The organism is Hymenobacter sp. B81, assembly GCF_044628455.1.
In the GTDB taxonomy this organism is placed as follows: Bacteria; Bacteroidota; Bacteroidia; order Cytophagales; family Hymenobacteraceae; genus Solirubrum.
The window spans coordinates 751,713-768,810 of record NZ_JBIYZW010000001.1; the positions used below are offsets into that span (position 1 = coordinate 751,713).

The following is a 17,098-nucleotide window of genomic DNA, read 5'->3' on the forward strand; positions in this document are numbered from 1 at the left end:
AAAAAAGTGCCGCGGCCCGGTGAGGCGGCGGCACTGCGGCAACGGGAGCGGCTCGGGCAAAGCCAGCCGGCCCGCAGCGGAGTATCAGGTCTTCTGCTTTTTCTTTTTGGCGGCCGGAAACAGAATGTTGTTCAGAATCAGGCGGTAGCCGGGAGAGTTGGGGTGCAGGGTGAGGTCGGTGGGCTCTTCCTCCACCAGGTGCTGGTAGTCCTCGGGGTCGTGGCCGCCATAGAACGTCCAGGTGCCTTTGCCCAGCTCGCCGTGCATGTAGCGCACCTCGCCCGAGGCCTTGTTTTCGCCCATCACCAGCACGTCCGATTTCACCAGGCTTTTGCGGAAGGCGGTGGTCTGGCCCATGAAGCCCTTCACCGTTTTGGTGTGGTTCTGGGTGAGCATGGTGGGCACCGGGTCGTACTTGGCCGAGAAGGTGAACAGGGAAAAGTAGTCGTTGTCTTCGCCCACGCCGCGCTCGTAGGGCTGCATGTCGATGTTGGAGTACTCGTACTGATACGGGTCGCGCACGAGCTGGAAGTCCTTGAAGGCCAGGGTGCGGTTGAAGTTGAGCTTGCTCTGGGCCGTGGGGTCGGCCGGGTCGCCGTCGTACATGTTCTCCACCATGTCGAGGCCCAGGCCGGCCAGGGCAATGTCGTAGGTGTCGGTGGCCGAGCACATGGCGAACAGAAAGCCGCCGCCGGCAATGAACTCTTGCATCTTGGTGACCACCGAGCCCTTCATCTGCGACACCTTGGCGAAGCCGTGGCGCTTGGCGGCGGCTTCGGCGTCGCGCTGCTGCTGCTGGTACCAGGGGCGGTTGCGGTAGGAGGCGAAGAACTTGCCGTACTGCCCGGTGAAGTCCTCGTGGTGCAGGTGCAACCAGTCGTACTTGGGCAGCTTGCCGTCGAGCACCTCGTCGTCGTAAATCTCGGTGTAGGGAATTTCGGCGTAGGTCAGCACCAGGGTCACCGCGTCGTCCCAGGGCTGCTTGCCCTTGGGCGTGTACACGGCAATCTTGGGGGACTTCTCCAGCTTCATCACGTCCATGTTGGCGTTGGCGTCGGCAATCTGGCCCAGAATGGCGCCGTACTGCGCGTCGCTGATGACCTGGTAGCTCACCCCGCGCACGGCCAGCTCCTGCTCCACGCCGCTCAGGTTGGGGCAGGCAAACGAGCCGCCGCGGTAGTTCAGCAGCCAGTCGACCTCCACCTGCTTGCCCAGCAGCCAGTAGGCCATGCCGTAGGCTTTCAGGTGCTCCTTCTGGGCGTCGTCCATGGGAATGAGCACCTGGCTGGCGCGGGCCGCCGGCAGGGCCGTGAGCAAAAGCAGCAATGAGCAGAGGAAACGAAGCAAAATCATGCGCGGAAGCGGAAAAGCAGCCTAAACAAATGTAGGCAAATGGGCAGGAGTTTGTCGGGAAGCCGCTACCTTTCGGCCGGGCCGCCCGTGGCAAGTACGTGGCCGGCGGCTCCCACGACGACAAAGACGTCTTTTGCCCCGCCGGGTATGCATTGGTTAGAAAACATTCGTGAGGCGTTCCGTTCCATCCACGGCAACCTGCTGCGCACCGTCCTCACGGCCCTGATCGTGAGCATCGGTATCATGTCGCTGGTGGGCATTCTCACGGCCATCGACGCCATGAAGTACTCGCTGAACGAAACTTTCAGCAGCCTGGGCGCCAATTCCTTCGACATCGAGGCCAAGGGCTACGACAACCGGTTCCGGCGCGGCGGCCTGCGCGGCAAGCAGTACCCGCCCATCAGCTACCTGCAGGCCCGGCTCTACAAGGAGCGCCTCGGCGACGACGGGCAGGTGGGCATTTCGGCCTTCATTGCCGGCGCAGCCAAGGTGAAGGCCGGCAGCCAGGAAACCAACCCCAACACCCAGGTGGTAGCCGGCGACGAAAACTACCTGCGCAACCAGAACTACAAGCTGGGCCTGGGCCGCAGCTTTTCGCAAACCGAGCTGGAAGACGGCGCCAACGTGGCCATCATCGGCGCCGAGGTCAAGGAAAAGCTGTTCGGCACCGCTTCGGCCGAGGGCAAGCACGTGTATTTGCTGGGCAACCGCTTCCAGATCGTGGGCGTGCTCGAGCGCAGCGGCAGTGGCAGCGGCGGGGGCGGCGGCGCCGACCGGCTGGTGCTCATGCCGCTGGAAGCCGGCAACCACATGCCCCGGCAGCAGGCCCTTACCTACGACATCAAGACCGCCGTTTCGCAGCCCGACGACCTGCACTTCGTGATGGACCAGGCCCGCGGTATCATGCGCGCCGTGCGCCAGGACGACCTGAGCCAGGAAGACTCGTTTGAGATGGAAAGCAGCGACTCGCTGGCCAACAAGCTCGACGAGCTGTCGGGCAGCCTCAAGATGGGCGGCTTCGTGGTGGGCTTTATCACCCTGCTCGGGGCCAGCATTGCCCTGATGAACATCATGATGGTGTCGGTTACCGAGCGCACCCGCGAAATCGGCATCCGCAAAGCCCTCGGCGCCACGGCCCGGCAGATCCGCCAGCAGTTCCTGATCGAGGCCATCGTCATCTGCGTGCTGGGCGGGGCGCTGGGCATCGTGCTGGGCGTGAGCATGGGCAACGCCGTGTCGTTGTTCGTGGGCGAGGGCGCCTTCCTGGTGCCCTGGCTGTGGATGATGCTGGGGCTGCTGATCTGCGTGACCGTGGGGCTGGCCTCGGGCTACTACCCCGCCAGCAAAGCCGCCGCCCTCGACCCCATCGAGTCGCTGCGCTACGAGTAAACCGGCCATTTTCCCGGGGCAGGGATGCCGGTCCAAACCCCGGAACACCGCTGCGGTTCCGGGTTCAACCCGGCTGTAGGTGCCGGGCCGCGAGCCGAACCAACGAGCATGGCCATCTGGCCGAAGCTGCCAGTGTCCCGTAGCGGTGGGTCATTGATTGGCCTACCCGTTGCCGCGGCATACGCAGGCCCGCGCTTCACAGAGTTGCTTCCGCTGCCAATGACCCGGTGCCCCGGGCGGATGGGCAGGGGAGGTCAGCAACGCCTGCTACCCCGAGTCGGGGTCTGCCTCGCGCTGCCAACTCAAGTACAGCGCCCGGACGAGAACCTGCTGCGTCGAACGCAGAGCCCGGGATGGTGCCGAACAGCCGCCGCGTGGGGGAGTTGGGTTACCCGACCGTCGAATGAAGAAGTGCGGCGGCCGCCCAGGCGCAGGCTACACCACCGTGGCCTCCGGCCGGATAAGATTTCCGGGCAGGTTTTCCCAACGGATTTATCCCGGCATCGGAAGCAGCCCGGGGTCGGAGAGTTCATTCGTTGGCTCGTGGGGGAAACGCAGCGCAAACAGTAGGTAGATGCATTTGCTCATTTGGGGTATATTTGCCGAGAAATCAGCAATTAACCATTTGAGTATATGACAACAACTGCAACAGTTGGGCAAAGATTCAGCCAGCTCATTCAGAACCTTGGCATGTCTAAAAACGCCTTTGCCTTGTCGCTCGACAAAACCGCTACCGTTATCCAACACATTGTGGAGGAACGCAATAAGCCGGGTTTTGACCTTTTGTGTAAGGTATTTGAAGTATATCCAAATGTGTCAAAAGACTGGCTAATGGAGGGTCGCGGGGCGATGTACGGTACCGCTCAACAACCCTTGCCCACCGCCCCGGCCCCCGTGCCGCCCTTAACGAACGAGCCGGCGGCCGAGGCCAAGACCGCAGCGCCGCCCGCCGCGCCGCACCAGTTCCTTGCGCCCGTAGCCCCACCCGCTGCGGTGGAAGCGGAAGGCGCTGCAGCTGAGTCCGCGCCGGAGTCGGCCACGGCTGAAACCTCAGCGGCTGGCAGTATGGCGGAAGCACCTGCGGCCCCGGCATCCGTGCCGGCTGCTCAACCAGCGGCTGCGCCGGCCTCCGCTACGGCGCCGAACTGGGAAGCCGCTCTGTATGCCCAGCAGCTGCAGCACCAGCTGGCCCTGGCCGAAATGCGCAACCAGCACCTGCTGGAGCAGCAGAAGATGCTGCAACAAATGGTAGAACTGCTGCGCCAGAAATAGCGCTCCGCTCAACTACCCAAATGAACAGCCGCGGCCCACTTCGAACAACGTCGAAGCGGGCCGCGGCTTGTTTGTCTGCTGCTAAAAAGCGGGACTTAGTGCGCCAGCACTTCGAAACCCAGCTCCTCGGCTTCCATCAGCCCGGCGGAGTTGACGGCCGTGAGGCGCAGCTTCTTTAACTCGCCCACCAGCAGCGGGTCGTATTTGGCGGCCACGCGGATGTAGTTGGGAGTGAAGCCCTCGATGCGTCCGTCGGGGCCAAGGTCGTCCTCAAACAGCACTTCGGTTTCCAGGCCCACGTGCTGCTCGTAGAAGAAGCGCTTTTTCTTCTCCGACAAACCGCGCAGCTGGGTGGTGCGCTCGTGGCGCACCCGGTCCTGCACCCGGCCCGGGAGGGTGGGCGCCAGGGTGTTTTCACGCTCGGAGTAAGGGAACACGTGCAGGTACGACACGGGCAGCTCGTTCAGGAACTGGTAGGTGTCGAGGAAATCGGCTTCCGTTTCGCCGGGGAAGCCCACGATGACGTCGACGCCGATGCTGGCGTGGGGCATCACCTGCTTGATCAACGCCACGCGCTCCTGGTACAGCTCGCGGCGGTAGCGGCGGCGCATCAACCCCAGAATTTTGTTGGAGCCCGACTGCAGCGGAATGTGGAAGTGGGGCATGAAGCGCTGCGACCGGGCCACCGTGCGGATAATCTCGTCGGTGAGCAGGTTCGGCTCGCAGGAGGAAATGCGAAAGCGCTGAATACCTTCGATTTCATCCAGGGCTTTTACCAAATCGGTAAACGTCTCCAGCCGCTGCCGGTCGGCGCCCTGCAGGCCGAAGTCGCCCAGGTTGACGCCCGTCAGCACGATTTCCTTGACGCCGGTGCCGGCCAGCTGCTGCACGCGCTCCACCACGCTCGGCACGGAGCCCGAGCGGCTGTGGCCGCGCGCCAGCGGAATGGTGCAGAACGAGCAGGAGTAGTCGCAGCCGTCCTGCACCTTGAGGAAGGTGCGCGTCCGGTCGCCGAACGAGTGGGCGGCGTGAAACTCGGTGGCCTCACTGATGGGCGAGGCAAACACCTGGCCCGGCTGCCCGGCCGCGGGCTTGCGGTAGGCGGTTTCGTCGAGGATTTCGGCCAGGCGGAACTTCTCGGCGGCGCCCAGCACGGCGTGCACGCCGGGGATTTCGGCAATTTCCTGGGGCTTGAGCTGGGCGTAGCAGCCCACGATGGTCACGTAGGCCGCTGGGTTGTGCTTGAGGGCCTGCTGCACCACCTTGCGGCATTTGCGGTCGGCGTGGTCGGTGACGGAGCAGGTGTTGATGACGTAGATATCGGCTCCCTGCTCGAAGGCTACTTTCTGAAAGCCGCGCTCCTCGAACTGCCGGCCCAGGGCCGAGGTTTCGGAGAAGTTGAGCTTGCAGCCCAGGGTATAAAAGGCAACGGTGCGCATGTCCATAAGTTCGGCAAAGATACAACCGCCGGCCGCCTGCCGGTTCCTTCGGCGCGCCGGAGCTGGCAAGCAGGAGCGGCTCGATGACCGTTTCCCGGGCCATTCGTGGTATACTGCGGGCCAACTACCGAAGCCATGACCCCACGCTCCGTTCAGCAGATTGTGCCGGCCACGCCCACCCGGGCCGAGTACCTGACCATCTTCCAGCCCCTGCCCGCCGCTGGGCTCGACGCGCTCGACCCGTTTCTGCTGCTGCACCACATCGGCCCGGTGCCGTTTCCGCCCGACAACGTGGGCCTGCCCTTTGGCCCGCACCCGCACCGGGGCTTCGAAACGGTGACGCTGGTGCTGCAGGGCGACGTGCTGCACCACGACAGCCGCGGCAACCGCCAGGTGATTGGGGCGGGCGGAGTGCAGTGGATGACGGCGGCCCGGGGCATCATTCACGCCGAGAACACCTCGGCCGAGTTCCGCCGGGTGGGGGGCACGCTCGAAATCCTGCAGCTTTGGATCAACCTGCCTGCCCGCCTCAAGATGGAGCAGCCCCGTTACCAGGGTTTGCCCGCCGACATGCTGCCCGTCGTGGCGGCGGGTCGTGGGCAGCTCACCGTGGTGGCCGGCACCTGGGGCGCGGTGCGGGGGCCGGCCCAGTCGCCAATGGGGGTGCAGCTGGCTATGCTACGCCTGCCCGCCGGGGAAGAGTTTGCGCTGAGGGCCGAGCCGGCGCATACGGTCCTGTGCTACGTGCTGCACGGGGCGGTGCGTGCCAACGGCCAACCGGCCGCCGGCCACAGCCTGGTGCAGCTGGGCACCGACGGTGACACGCTGGCGCTACGGGCCGAAGAAGACGCCGTGCTGCTGCTGGGTACGGCCGCGCCCCTCGATGAGCTGGTCGTGCAGCACGGGCCTTTCGTGATGAACACCCAGACGCAGATCATGGAAGCTATGCGCGACTACCAGATGGGACGTATGGGTGTGCTGCACGAAAGCGAAACCCGCTAGCTAGCAAGGACCAGTCTTCACGATAACATATCATATTGCAATAGGTTATAGCGGATTCGTGAACGGTGTATCGGGCATGTAGAGACGTATAGTTGCGTCTCCTCGTCCGTACCGTTCGAACGTCAGTCGTTCAACAACGAGACGCAAGTATGCATCTCTACACCGTTGGTAAAGCCGCTATAGTTAAAAGAAAAAACAGATGAGGAAAATACTTTGTATTGCTGTTTCTCTCTGTTTAATGGGCTGTACAACCAGTGCCTTCAATGGTATAGCCCTTCAAAATAGAGCATCCCTGTATGCCTATCCCTACGCCAAAAACCTGCGGTACGCAATGACCGAAGAAGGATTAATAAGGAAGTCAAACCTCATCATAGAGGGAAAATCCGCTGCTAGACTATTCAATGATATAAAGCGCTACACGGCAGTAAACCAGATTTCTGCCCGTTCAGAAATGCCCAATGACATAAGAGTTGCCTTGGTGCTTAATGGCAGTAAAGTCTTAGTAGGAAAGAATAAAATTCTAAGTATCAATGACACCTCCTATGTACTAGACAATACAGTGGTGAGCCTGGTAAGAAGTTATCTGCCAATCGGGCGGAAAAAGTTATTCAATCCGATACTGGAGTAGGAGTCACCCTTAACAGTGGCTAACCAAACCCCTGGCTGTAGTTGGTTTATGGAGAACAAGCCGAGGCGGCTCCACTTAACCGGGCCCGCAAGCCGCCGCTACCGGCGCATGTAATCGGCGAACGAAGCCTGCTGGTAGGCCTGGCCCTGGCGCAGCTGCGGGCCGCGCTGGCTGAGGCTGTCGGGGTAAATGCCCTGGCGGCTCACGTTGTCGACCACCGTGGCGCCGCGGGGCGTAACCAGGCCGAAGCCGTCGGTGAAGCAGTAGAAGGCGAAGCCACCGGGCGCCGCCGCCGGTGGCGGCGCCAGCAGGTTGCGGCTCCAGGCGTAGCCCGTGGTGGGCTGGCCCAGGCCGCCGAGCAGGGTAGCGGCCACGTCGGTCTGGCTGCCGTAGGTGTCAATGGAGCGGCCCGCCAGGGCCGGGGCCAGTGCCCCCCCGCTGATCAGCAGCGGAATGGTGAACTTCTCGGGGGCATATACCGGCGAGTAGCCCGGCAGCGGGTGGCCGTGGTCGGCCACGAGCACCACCAGCGTATGGGCCCACCACGGCTGCCGGCGGGCCTGCTGCAGAAACTGGCCCAGGGCGTGGTCGGTATAGGCCACTGAGTTGCGGAAGAACTCGGGCTCGTTCTGGTTCTGGAAGCGCGGCAGCCCCGGAATTTCGAAGGGCTCGTGACTGCTGAGGGTAAACACCGTGGCGAAGAACGGCTGCGGCTGCCGCGCCAGCTCCTGCTGCACCCGCTGCAGCAGCACGTGGTCGTGGGCGCCCCACTTCGAGTTCTGCTCGCGGCGCGCAAAGTCCTGGCGCTCCACCAGCCGCTGGTAGCCGCCGCCCAGCAGGTAGGACTTCATGTTGGCGAAGGCCAGCTCGCCGCCGTAGTAAAACGCGGTCTGGTAGCCGGCCGTGCGCAGCGAGCGGGCCAGGTTGGGCAGCTGCTGGGTTTTGCGCGGAAACTTGATGATGCTGGTGGTGGGCTGGTTGGGGTAGCCGCTGAGCAGCGACACGATGCCCTTCTGGCTCCGGTCGCCGCTGGCGTAGATATGCTGGAACGAGAGGCTGGTGCGCGCCAGGCTGTCGAGGGTAGGCGTCACGCCGGGCTGCCCGCCCAGGTGGCCCACCAGCTTGGCGGTGAAGCTTTCCAGGATAATGAACAGCACGTTGGGCCGCTTCACCGTACTCAGGCGCCGGGCCGAATCGGGCGCCGACTCCTTATATAAGGCCGCCACGGTTTGTTGGGCCTCGCTGTCGGGCAAATACTGGTAGGGGTTCTGGCGCAGCTCGCGCAGGGGCAGCGACTGGGCCACGTTCCAGGGCGCGTTGATGGCCGCGTGGTTGGCGAAGGGCCGCCGGGCCGAGAAGTACACGTCGCTTTGGTTGACCGGAATCTGCTGCACGCCCCCGCGCAGCGGCACCAGCAGCAGCACCGCGTAGAGCAAGCTGGCCAGGGCGGCCCGCCAGCGCGGGAAGGCCGGTGGCAGCGGCGGCACCGGCGCCAGCAGGCGGCGGTACAGCGCCCAGCCCAGCCCCAGCAAACCCAGGAAAAGCGCGGCCAGCAGCAGCAGCGGCGAGCTACCCGCCGAGGCGGCCATTTCGCCCGGCGAGCTGAGGTACTGCAGCGGGGTGGCGTCGAGGCGGAAGCCCCAGGCGCGGTACAGCTCCAGGTCGACCACCGTGAGCAGGGCCACCACCACGCCCATCACGGCCGAGTAGAACCCCGTGAGGCGGGCCACCGGCAGGCGCGGCCACAGGCTGCCCAGCAGCAGCAGGGCAAACGGCCCGATGCTCAGGTAAGCTGCGGCCGAGCCGTCGAGGCGCAGCCCGTAGAAGAAGGTGCCCACCACCTCGCCGGCCGACAGGGTCGCCGCCTGGGCGTAGTGGTAGAGCAGAAAGGCGGTTCGGGCCAGGGCGAACAGCAGCAGCCAGTACAGAAAGTAGCGCGGCTGAAAGGTTAAGCGGTTTCTCACGGCAGAAGTAAGCAGCCCGCAAAGGTAAGCGCCCCGGCGGGCCAGCCTTACTGCCGCGCTGGCTCAGGCCCCGGCCGGGGTATCTACGGCGCGGGCCGCTTGCAACTCTAGTTCCCGGCGGGCGGCAACTGTAGTCATCGGCGGCGTGCAACTCTAGCTTCGGGCCACTCGCAACCGGGTTGCGGGCCGCCCATAACTGGCTTGCGAGCGGCCCGCAACCCGCTTGGTACACGAGTGGGGTAGTAGAGCCCCTATCCAGGCCCAGGCAACCGGCCCGAAGGCGGGCGGGAAAAAAGAGAGTGAGTACACACCTTTTTCTCTTTGTTGGAGCAAAGGCCCTGAAAATAGGAGGGGGTTAGCCTGTTTTTGGTGATGTTGGGTTCATAAAGGCTTAAATTTTTAGGGGGTGTTGGTGGAATAGTCGTTCGTTTCTACCTTTGGGCCATCGAGGGCATTACCTGCCTTCTGTTCAACCATTAGTCTTTCTGTGGCAACCCTCCGTTTTAAAGCACTCGAACTGGTCGATCAGCGCAAGCCGCGCGTGGTCGTGTCTTCTGAGCGCCGCTCCGAAATCTTCGGCCGCAACGTCTTCAACCTCGAAGCCATGCGCGCCACCATGTCGGGCGACTACTTCAAAAAGCTGCAGGCGGCCATCAAGCAGGGCCAGCCGGTCGAGCGCTCGGTAGCCGATGCGGTGGCGGGGGCCATGAAGACCTGGGCCATGAGCAAGGGCGCCACCCACTACACCCACTGGTTTCAGCCCCTGACCGGCGCCACGGCCGAGAAGCACGACTCGTTTTTCGACCTGAACTCCGACGGCCGCCCCATCGAGAACTTCAAGGGCTCGGCGCTGGTGCAGCAGGAGCCCGATGCCTCCTCGTTTCCGTCGGGCGGCATCCGCAATACCTTCGAGGCCCGCGGCTACACCGCCTGGGACCCCACCTCGCCCGCTTTCCTGATTGAAACCGCCGGCGCCACCACCCTATGCATTCCCACGATTTTCGTGGCTTACACCGGCGAGGCGCTCGACTACAAGGCCCCGCTGCTCAAGTCGCTGAGCGTGCTGGAAGAAGCCGCCCTGGCCGTGTGCCAGTACTTCGACAAGGACGTGAGCCGGGTACACACCACCCTGGGCATCGAGCAGGAATACTTCTTGGTCGACAAGGCCCTGTACGGCGCCCGCCCCGACCTGGTGATGACCGGCCGCACCCTGTTCGGCCACGCGCCGGCCAAGGGCCAGCAGCTCGAAGACCACTACTTCGGCTCCATCCCGGCCCGCATGCACGCCTTCATGCTGGAGTTTGAGGAAGAAGCCACCAAGCTGGGCATTCCCTTGCGCACCCGCCACAACGAGGTGGCCCCGCACCAGTACGAGTGCGCCCCCACCTACGAGGACGCCAACCTGGCCATCGACCACAACCAGCTGTTGATGGATATCATGGACCGCGTGGCCGCCAAGCACGATCTGAAGGTGCTGCTGCACGAGAAGCCCTTCGCGGGCGTCAACGGCTCGGGCAAGCACAACAACTGGGCCCTGAGCACCGACACCGGCGTGAACCTGCTCTCCCCCGGCCGCAAGCCCAAGGAAAACCTGCAGTTCCTCACCTTCTTCATCAACACGGTGAAGGCCGTGCACGACCGCGCCGATCTGCTGCGCGCCTCCATTGCCTCGGCTTCCAACGACCACCGTCTCGGCGCCAACGAAGCGCCGCCGGCCATCATGTCGGTGTTCGTGGGCAAGCAGCTCTCCGAAGTGCTCGACGAGCTGGAGCGCAACGCCAAGCTGCCCCTGGACAAGGGCGACAACCTGTACCTGAAGCTGGGCATCGACAAGATTCCGCCCATTCTGCTCGACAACACCGACCGCAACCGCACCTCGCCCTTCGCCTTCACCGGCAACAAGTTCGAGTTCCGCGCCGTGGGCTCCTCGGCCAACTGCTCCTCGTCGATGACGGTGCTCAACACCATCGTGGCCGACCAGCTCAACAAGTTCACCCAGGAGGTCGACGAGCTCATTGCCCAGGGCCGCAAAAAGGAAATGGCCATCGTGGACGTGCTGCGCCAGTACGTTATCGATTCCAAGGCCATCCGCTTCGAGGGCAACGGCTACTCCGACGAGTGGAAGGAAGAAGCCGCCCGCCGGGGCCTGTCGAACGTGCCCACCACGCCGCCCGCCCTCGATGCCTTCGTGACCGAGGATTCCACCTCGCTGTTTGCCCGCCTGGGCATCTACTCGCACGTGGAATTACACGCCCGCCACGAAATTCTTTTGGAAGATTACATCAAACGGGTGCAAATTGAGAGCCGGGTGATGGGCGACCTGGCCGTGAACCACATCATTCCCACGGCCGTTGCCTATCAGAACAAACTCATTCAGAACGTAAAAGGACTGCGGGAGCTGGGTCTGGACGACGAGTACACGCAGGTAACCGTAGACAGCATCAAAGAAATTTCGCGCCGCATTGCCACCATCAAAACCACGGTGGGCGATATGGTAGAGCGGCGCAAGGTGGCCAACAAACTGGAAGACACCCGGGAGCGGGCCCTGGCCTACAGCGAAAATATCCGGCCGTGCTTCGACGTTATTCGTCGGCAGGTCGACAAGCTGGAGCTGCTGGTGTCGGACGAGGATTGGCCGCTGGTAAAATACCGTGAGCTACTGTTTTTGCACTAGCTCAAGCGGTAGGTAGGGTCAGCTCTGGAAGTCGAGGGGAAACGATTAACCGGCTGACCCACCCACTAAGCCCGTTGGCACCGTTGCCGGCGGGTTTTTTTATTTACCTGCTGCGAAGATAAAAAGGAATTTCTGACTTCCGCAAACGTTTGCGGCGGAGAGCAGGGGAGATTTTTATTAAGCTGCCCCAGCGGCGCGTTTTGGCGCCTCAACCCGGAGAGGCCAACCAGGCTTGCCTGGAGGGAGCTACTGGGCTGTCGAACTTGATTTTGGGGGCGGGCTCAACACCCACTGACCCTGGGTTAGTCGCCGCCGCAGCCGCTGCACCCCGAGCAGCCCCCGGATGAGTCCCCGTCGCCAAAGTCGCCGCTGGCCCCGCCGCCGCCCGAGCGGCCCCGCCGAAATCACCGCCCCCCTCGGGGCTGTGGGCGTCGCCGGGGCCGCTCCCGCCCGCGTCCCAGCCCCCGACGTAACCCCGGTCGTACCGCTCCCGCAGCCGCCGCCGCAATTCCTGGTCGAACAGGTGCAGCTCTGGGGGAGAAGGCGCGCCAACCAGCAGCGCGTTGCCGAACAGCTGTGGCAACTGCGCCGCCGCAGATTCGGGGCTGGCCAGCTGGGCCGTCAGAAACGCGGTTTCCTGGTCCAAGGCGGCACGCAGGGCGTAGCCATCGTTGGTTAGGGTAAACTGCTGGAGGATCTTGTGCCAGCCGTTGCGCAGGATACAGCCTCGCAAAGCCGAAGATTCGGTCACCAGCACGCGGAAGCGGTGCGGGCCGGGCAGCGCTTCCAGCAGCATCTTGACGTAATGCCGTAAAAGCACCATTTGTCGGCCCTCGGGCAGCACCTGCACCAAGGGCCGCTCGTGGGGGCGCGGCTGATAGCCCGGCGCGGCCGCGCCGGGACGCACGTAGTAGCAGGGGGCGGGCGCGTCGTGTGGCGAGGCCTGAAAAGGGCGGTTTTCCAGATCCAGTACCCCGCGCAGGATGAGGTCAGCGAAGGTCAGGCGCAGCATGTGGCGCACGGGCGCCTGGTGCGTGCGCTGCAAAATGAGCACTTCGGCGGGGGAGAAACGAGCCAGCTGCATCAGAAACGTCGGAACAGGCGGAATTTGGGCAGTAGCCAGTAGCGGCCGAGGTTAACGAGCTGAAATGGCCCGTTGCCGAAGCGCTCGGCGCCATCGGGCCACAGGTCGAGGGGCGGGGCCTGCCCGAACGTCTGCCGATACAGCTGCCGGGTGCGCTCGTACCAGTCGGTAAACTGGGCTTGCTGCTGGGCGCCGCCCCGGGTGGGGCCGTGGTGCACGGGTCGGCCCAGGGTGTCGCGGCAGAAGTCGTCCCAGTAGCTGCGGGTGTACAGCAGGTGCAGGTGCCAGACCTGGTCGACCTGATCGGAAGGGGTGAGCGGGTGTCCGGCCAGGCAAACCAGCAGCATGAAACGCTTGTATTCGGCCACGGCCCGGAGACTAAAGGCCAGCGACCAGCCGTTTTCGCGGGCCAGCCGGTCGGTAAAAGTCAGGTCGGCCTGTGGGTCGTCGAGCTCAAACGCGTCGATTTTCTGCCACAGACTCAGGTGTTCGGGCGGCATGCAGTGGAGCGACACTACCTGATAAATGGATTGGGCCGCATTAGGACGCACTGGGCGAGACGGGAGCCGCGGGCAGCTCCGCAGTCTCCTTTTCCAGCAGCTCGGCGCCCGAGCCGAAGTCGGGGGCCACGGTGCGGCGCAGCTTACGGCCCAGCTCGTCGAGGGTGCGGCGCACGTTGGTGACGGTGGGGTGCTGCTGGAGGCGGGCGGCCGTTTCGGTGCGCAGCACCAGCTGCAGGGCCTTCTCGAGCACAAAGGGCAGAATCCAGCCCACCACGTTCGACGCCAGCGCGCCGCGCAAACCCAGGCGAGCCAGCAGCGTCACCGTCATGCGCTTCAGCAGCAGCTCCTTGGCCACCGGCGCGGCTTTGTCGAGCAGGAAATCAGCTACCAGCTTGGCGTTGCCCTTCTGCACTTCGGCGCGCAGCACCTCCTGCACCGACTCGACGGCCGACACGAAGGCCCGGCGAAACAACGGACCGGTTTGCCAGGCGCGCAGCCCCAGGGCGCGGGCCGAGCCCAGCAGCGGCGAAAGAAAGGCGGGAGGGTTCATAAACGAAATAAGCGGCCACGGCAGCAAAGGTGCGGTTTCTGAGGTTGGCGGACCTCGCCCGGGGTAAAAAAGCCGTCGGCCCGGTTGGCAATTTATACGCCAACCGGGCCGACGACGGCGAAACCGCCAAGCGGACTATTCCACTACCAGCGGCTGGGCCGCACCCTGGCCGGGAATCGACACGAGGTAGAGGCCGGGTCTGAGGGTGAGCGGGAGGGTGGTTTGCGGGCCGCTGAGCACATGGGTTGCAACCAGCTGACCCAGGCCGGTGCGAATGAGCATGGTAGCGCCGCGGGGCAGGGCACTGCTTTCCACCGTGAGCTGCTGGCGGGCGGGGTTGGGATAGAGCGCAAACGCCGGCTGCCGCGCCGCCCGGGTGGCCGAAACGGTGCCCACCGTGAAGTTGCGCGTCACGCTCCGCCCCTGGTAGGTAGCCGCGAAGCGCCAGGTACCGGTGGGGGCGTTGGCCGGCAGCAGAAAGCTCCAGTACCAGTATGAGGAACTAAAGTAAGCCTGCGTCATGCTGTGGTTCCAGCTGGCAAACACGCTGTTGTCGGGCCGGAAGATGGTGAAGCTGGTGACCTGCCCGGCCTGCTGGTCGTGGTAGTAGCCCGCGAAGTACACCAGGTCGTTGGGCTGGAAGGCCGTTTTCAGGTTAAGCGCGTGCGGGTTGGGGCAGGCCGCAAAGACGGGCGGGGCCGAATGGGTCAGCAGCGTGTTGAGCGTCGGCTCGTAGTAGGACTTGGGCGTGGCCCACCACGATGAGCCGGGGCCGCAGGGGCCCGCGTAGGGGTCGGTCACCTGGTTGCGGTCGTTGTGCAGCTCGAAGTGCAGGTGCGGACCGGTGGAGCTGCCCGAGCTGCCGACCTTGCCCAGATACTCGCCCTGGGCCACCGCGGCGCCCACCGGCTTGCTGGTGAGCGAGCCGCTTTTCAGGTGGCCGTACCAGCACACCGAGCCGTCGGTGTTCTGCACGTACACCGCGTTCCAGTTGGCGTTGGACATGGCGCAGTTGCGGTCGAAGTTGTTGTCGCTCTTGGCCACGATGACGCCGGGCGCCGCCGCAATGACGTCGACCTGGCCGGCGTCCATCATATTGAAGTTGAAGGGCCACAGGTAAATGTCCAGGCCCGCGTGGTTGTAGCCGTTGCTCAAATCGTAGGTGCGGTTGCCGCAGTTCCAGTCCAGGGTCTGGTTGGGGAAGGCGGGGTTGCGGTCCACGAAGTTGCTGATGCCGTAGTAGCTGGCGTAGTCGAAGCCGGGGGCCTGGCGCAGGGGCCAGGCCAGGGGCACGGCGGCCGGGCGGCGGGCCGGGTCGGGCAGCCGGCCTTCCCGCTCCAGCCGGGCAATGCCGGCCAGCACCAGGCTGTCGTTGAAGCGGAACTGCGCGGGCGAGAGGCAGGCTACCTTGGGCGGCTCGTGTCCGCCGCCCCCGGCCGGCACCAGCTCCTGCGCCCGCGCAGCGCCAAAGGAAAAGGCCAGCAGGGCTGGCAGCAGGTAAAACTTGCGCATAACCAGGATGAGTGAAGTGAGAATTAAATGTACCGCAAATACCCGCGATTTTATGGTCAAAAGCCTGTTTATTCCGGGCTGCGGCGCCTTCATTCCCGGCCGGCACTTGCCCAGGTTCCCGGCTGACTGAGCGGGGCGCGCCGGCCGAAACCGGTTGGCCGGTTGGTTTCGGGCATTGCTGCTTACTTGCCGCCGCATCCCAGTCTTCGCTATGAAAGCCATTGTCGTTACCCAGCCCGGCGGCCCCGAAGTGCTGCAGCCGCAGGAAGTGCCCCAGCCCCAGCCCGCTCCCCACGAAGTCCTGATCTGCGTGTTCGCGGCCGGCGTCAACCGCCCCGACGTGCTGCTGCGCCAGGGCAAGTACGCCGGCGCGGGCGACGTGGCCGGGCTGGTGCCGGGCCTGGAGGTAGCTGGCGTTGTCGAGCAGGTGGGCAGCGAGGTCAGCCGCTGGAAGCCCGGCGACAAGGTGTGCGCCTTGCTGAGCCAGGGCGGCTACGCCGAGTGCGCCGTGGTCGACGCCCGCCACTGCCTGCCGGTGCCCGAGGGCTGGAGCATGGCGGAGGCGGCTTCGCTGCCCGAAACCGTGTTTACGGTGTGGCACAACGTGTTTGAGCGCGGCCGTCTGCAGCCCGGCGAAACCCTGCTGGTGCACGGCGGCAGCAGCGGCATCGGCATCACGGCCATTCAACTGGCCCGGGCGCTGGGCTGCTTCGTGGTAGCCACCGCCGGCTCCGACGAAAAGTGCCGCGCCTGCGAGGAGCTGGGCGCCACCCGCTGCATCAACTACAACAGCGAGGACTTCGCCCAGGAGCTGCAGGCCGAGGGTGTGGACGTAGTGCTCGACATGGTGGGCGGCGACTACACCGCCAAAAACCTCGGCCTGCTGCGCGACGACGGCCGCCTGGTGTTCATCAACGCCATGAAGGGGGCCAAAGCCGAGTTCAACGCCCTGGACGTGATGCGCCGCCGCCTCACCATCACCGGCAGCACCCTGCGCCCGCGCTCCGCCGATTTCAAGGCCGCGTTGGCCGCCGCAGTGGAAAAGCACGTGTGGCCGCTGCTCACCGACCGGCAATTCAAGCCCGTCATTCATAAAGAATTCCCCCTGGTCCAAGCTGCCGCCGCGCACGAGCTCCTGGAAAGCAGCCAGCACATCGGCAAGCTGGTGCTGAAGGTGTAAGTTCGTTATGGCTTTAATCAGGCTCTTGGCCCTAAATTTTTTTTGCCTCATGCAAATCACTCCACAAATGCCGCAAGAGCCTCTTACAGTTGTGGGCTATTGGAAATTTCAACGATCAGAACAGATCGTTTTCCTAGCTTCAGGAGAAATAGTAGAAACAATCACTCAAACGCCTCCTCAATCTTCCTATAGGTATCTTGACATAACAGATCGGGAGCTTATTTATCACCATGAACAGGTAATTGGCAAAAAAACTAATAATTATAAAGTAATAAAAGAATATAGACGTGAAGGAAATATTCTTTTCGTGACTCCATCTCCAAATACCGAACAGATACCTCTTGCATTTGAATGCATTAACAATGAATCATTAAACATTCAAATGATAAGCAGTCATGAACCAGGCGAACCTTATACTAAGATAAATTTATATTTTGTACGGTGGTCAAATGAGTTATGGTTTATTAGGCTGTGGTCTTAAGCGTTTTACGTTGTTCGTTTTTTGCTTTTAAGGCATAGGTCGACCCCGAATAACGAATAACAAACAA

Annotated in this window: 14 protein-coding genes; 7 read left to right on the plus strand and 7 right to left on the minus strand. The window is 63.5% G+C overall.

The features are described from left to right. Nucleotides 1-84: 84 nt before the first annotated feature. The gene (locus tag ACE191_RS03345; RefSeq protein WP_400190765.1) at nt 85-1,353 is read right to left on the minus strand and encodes an asparagine synthetase B; all 1,269 of its coding nucleotides are present in this window, start codon (nt 1,351-1,353) and stop codon (nt 85-87) included. A gap of 147 nt (nt 1,354-1,500) precedes the next feature. On the opposite strand from ACE191_RS03345, the gene ACE191_RS03350 reads away from it, so the two are divergent. Continuing rightward, nucleotides 1,501-2,742 (plus strand): ABC transporter permease, encoded by a 1,242-nt coding sequence (locus ACE191_RS03350; protein WP_400190766.1) that lies wholly within the window; start codon nt 1,501-1,503, stop codon nt 2,740-2,742. 1,095 nt (nt 2,743-3,837) lie between these two features. Further along, nucleotides 3,838-4,014 (plus strand): hypothetical protein, encoded by a 177-nt coding sequence (locus ACE191_RS03355; RefSeq protein ID WP_400190767.1) that lies wholly within the window; start codon nt 3,838-3,840, stop codon nt 4,012-4,014. Between the two features lie 95 nt (nt 4,015-4,109). Here ACE191_RS03355 and mtaB read toward each other — a convergent pair whose 3' ends face one another. Then, on the minus strand, nt 4,110-5,453 hold the full coding sequence (mtaB, locus tag ACE191_RS03360) for a tRNA (N(6)-L-threonylcarbamoyladenosine(37)-C(2))-methylthiotransferase MtaB (protein ID WP_400190768.1): 1,344 nt from the start codon (nt 5,451-5,453) through the stop codon (nt 4,110-4,112). 135 nt (nt 5,454-5,588) lie between these two features. On the opposite strand from mtaB, the gene ACE191_RS03365 reads away from it, so the two are divergent. After that, nucleotides 5,589-6,455 (plus strand): pirin family protein, encoded by an 867-nt coding sequence (locus ACE191_RS03365; RefSeq protein ID WP_400190769.1) that lies wholly within the window; start codon nt 5,589-5,591, stop codon nt 6,453-6,455. Nucleotides 6,456-6,693: 238 nt separating this feature from the next. Next, a complete protein-coding gene (locus tag ACE191_RS03370; RefSeq protein WP_400190770.1) occupies nt 6,694-7,083 on the plus strand; it encodes a hypothetical protein in 390 nt (129 codons plus the stop codon). Between the two features lie 98 nt (nt 7,084-7,181). Here the strand turns inward: ACE191_RS03370 and ACE191_RS03375 are convergent, their stop codons facing one another. Continuing rightward, nucleotides 7,182-9,047 (minus strand): LTA synthase family protein, encoded by a 1,866-nt coding sequence (locus ACE191_RS03375; protein WP_400190771.1) that lies wholly within the window; start codon nt 9,045-9,047, stop codon nt 7,182-7,184. 487 nt (nt 9,048-9,534) lie between these two features. Here ACE191_RS03375 and ACE191_RS03380 point away from each other — a divergent pair, with 487 nt between their 5' ends. Then, nucleotides 9,535-11,721, plus strand: coding sequence for a glutamine synthetase III (locus ACE191_RS03380; protein ID WP_400190772.1), 2,187 nt, complete (start codon nt 9,535-9,537; stop codon nt 11,719-11,721). Between the two features lie 208 nt (nt 11,722-11,929). Here the strand turns inward: ACE191_RS03380 and ACE191_RS03385 are convergent, their stop codons facing one another. The 4 genes from ACE191_RS03385 to ACE191_RS03400 form a co-directional block, all read right to left on the minus strand. After that, nucleotides 11,930-12,805, minus strand: a complete 876-nt coding sequence (locus tag ACE191_RS03385) for a hypothetical protein (RefSeq protein WP_400190773.1) — start codon at nt 12,803-12,805, stop codon at nt 11,930-11,932. Next, nucleotides 12,805-13,305: a glycine-rich domain-containing protein gene (locus tag ACE191_RS03390; protein WP_400190774.1), complete on the minus strand. Its 501-nt coding sequence runs from the start codon at nt 13,303-13,305 to the stop codon at nt 12,805-12,807. Before ACE191_RS03390 ends, ACE191_RS03385 begins: the two co-directional genes overlap by 1 nt. Nucleotides 13,306-13,345: 40 nt before the next feature. Next, a complete protein-coding gene (locus ACE191_RS03395; protein WP_400190775.1) occupies nt 13,346-13,858 on the minus strand; it encodes a hypothetical protein in 513 nt (170 codons plus the stop codon). 135 nt (nt 13,859-13,993) lie between these two features. Beyond that, nucleotides 13,994-15,370 carry a peptidoglycan DD-metalloendopeptidase family protein gene (locus tag ACE191_RS03400; RefSeq protein WP_400190776.1) on the minus strand — a complete coding sequence of 459 codons (1,377 nt, stop codon included), beginning with the start codon at nt 15,368-15,370 and terminating at the stop codon, nt 13,994-13,996. A gap of 211 nt (nt 15,371-15,581) precedes the next feature. Between ACE191_RS03400 and ACE191_RS03405 the strand changes: the two genes are divergently transcribed. Together ACE191_RS03405 and ACE191_RS03410 are read left to right on the plus strand one after the other, a co-directional pair. After that, a complete protein-coding gene (locus tag ACE191_RS03405; RefSeq protein ID WP_400190777.1) occupies nt 15,582-16,550 on the plus strand; it encodes an NAD(P)H-quinone oxidoreductase in 969 nt (322 codons plus the stop codon). Nucleotides 16,551-16,599: 49 nt separating this feature from the next. Continuing rightward, nucleotides 16,600-17,031, plus strand: coding sequence for a hypothetical protein (locus ACE191_RS03410; protein WP_400190778.1), 432 nt, complete (start codon nt 16,600-16,602; stop codon nt 17,029-17,031). The last annotated feature ends 67 nt before the right edge of the window (nt 17,032-17,098 follow it).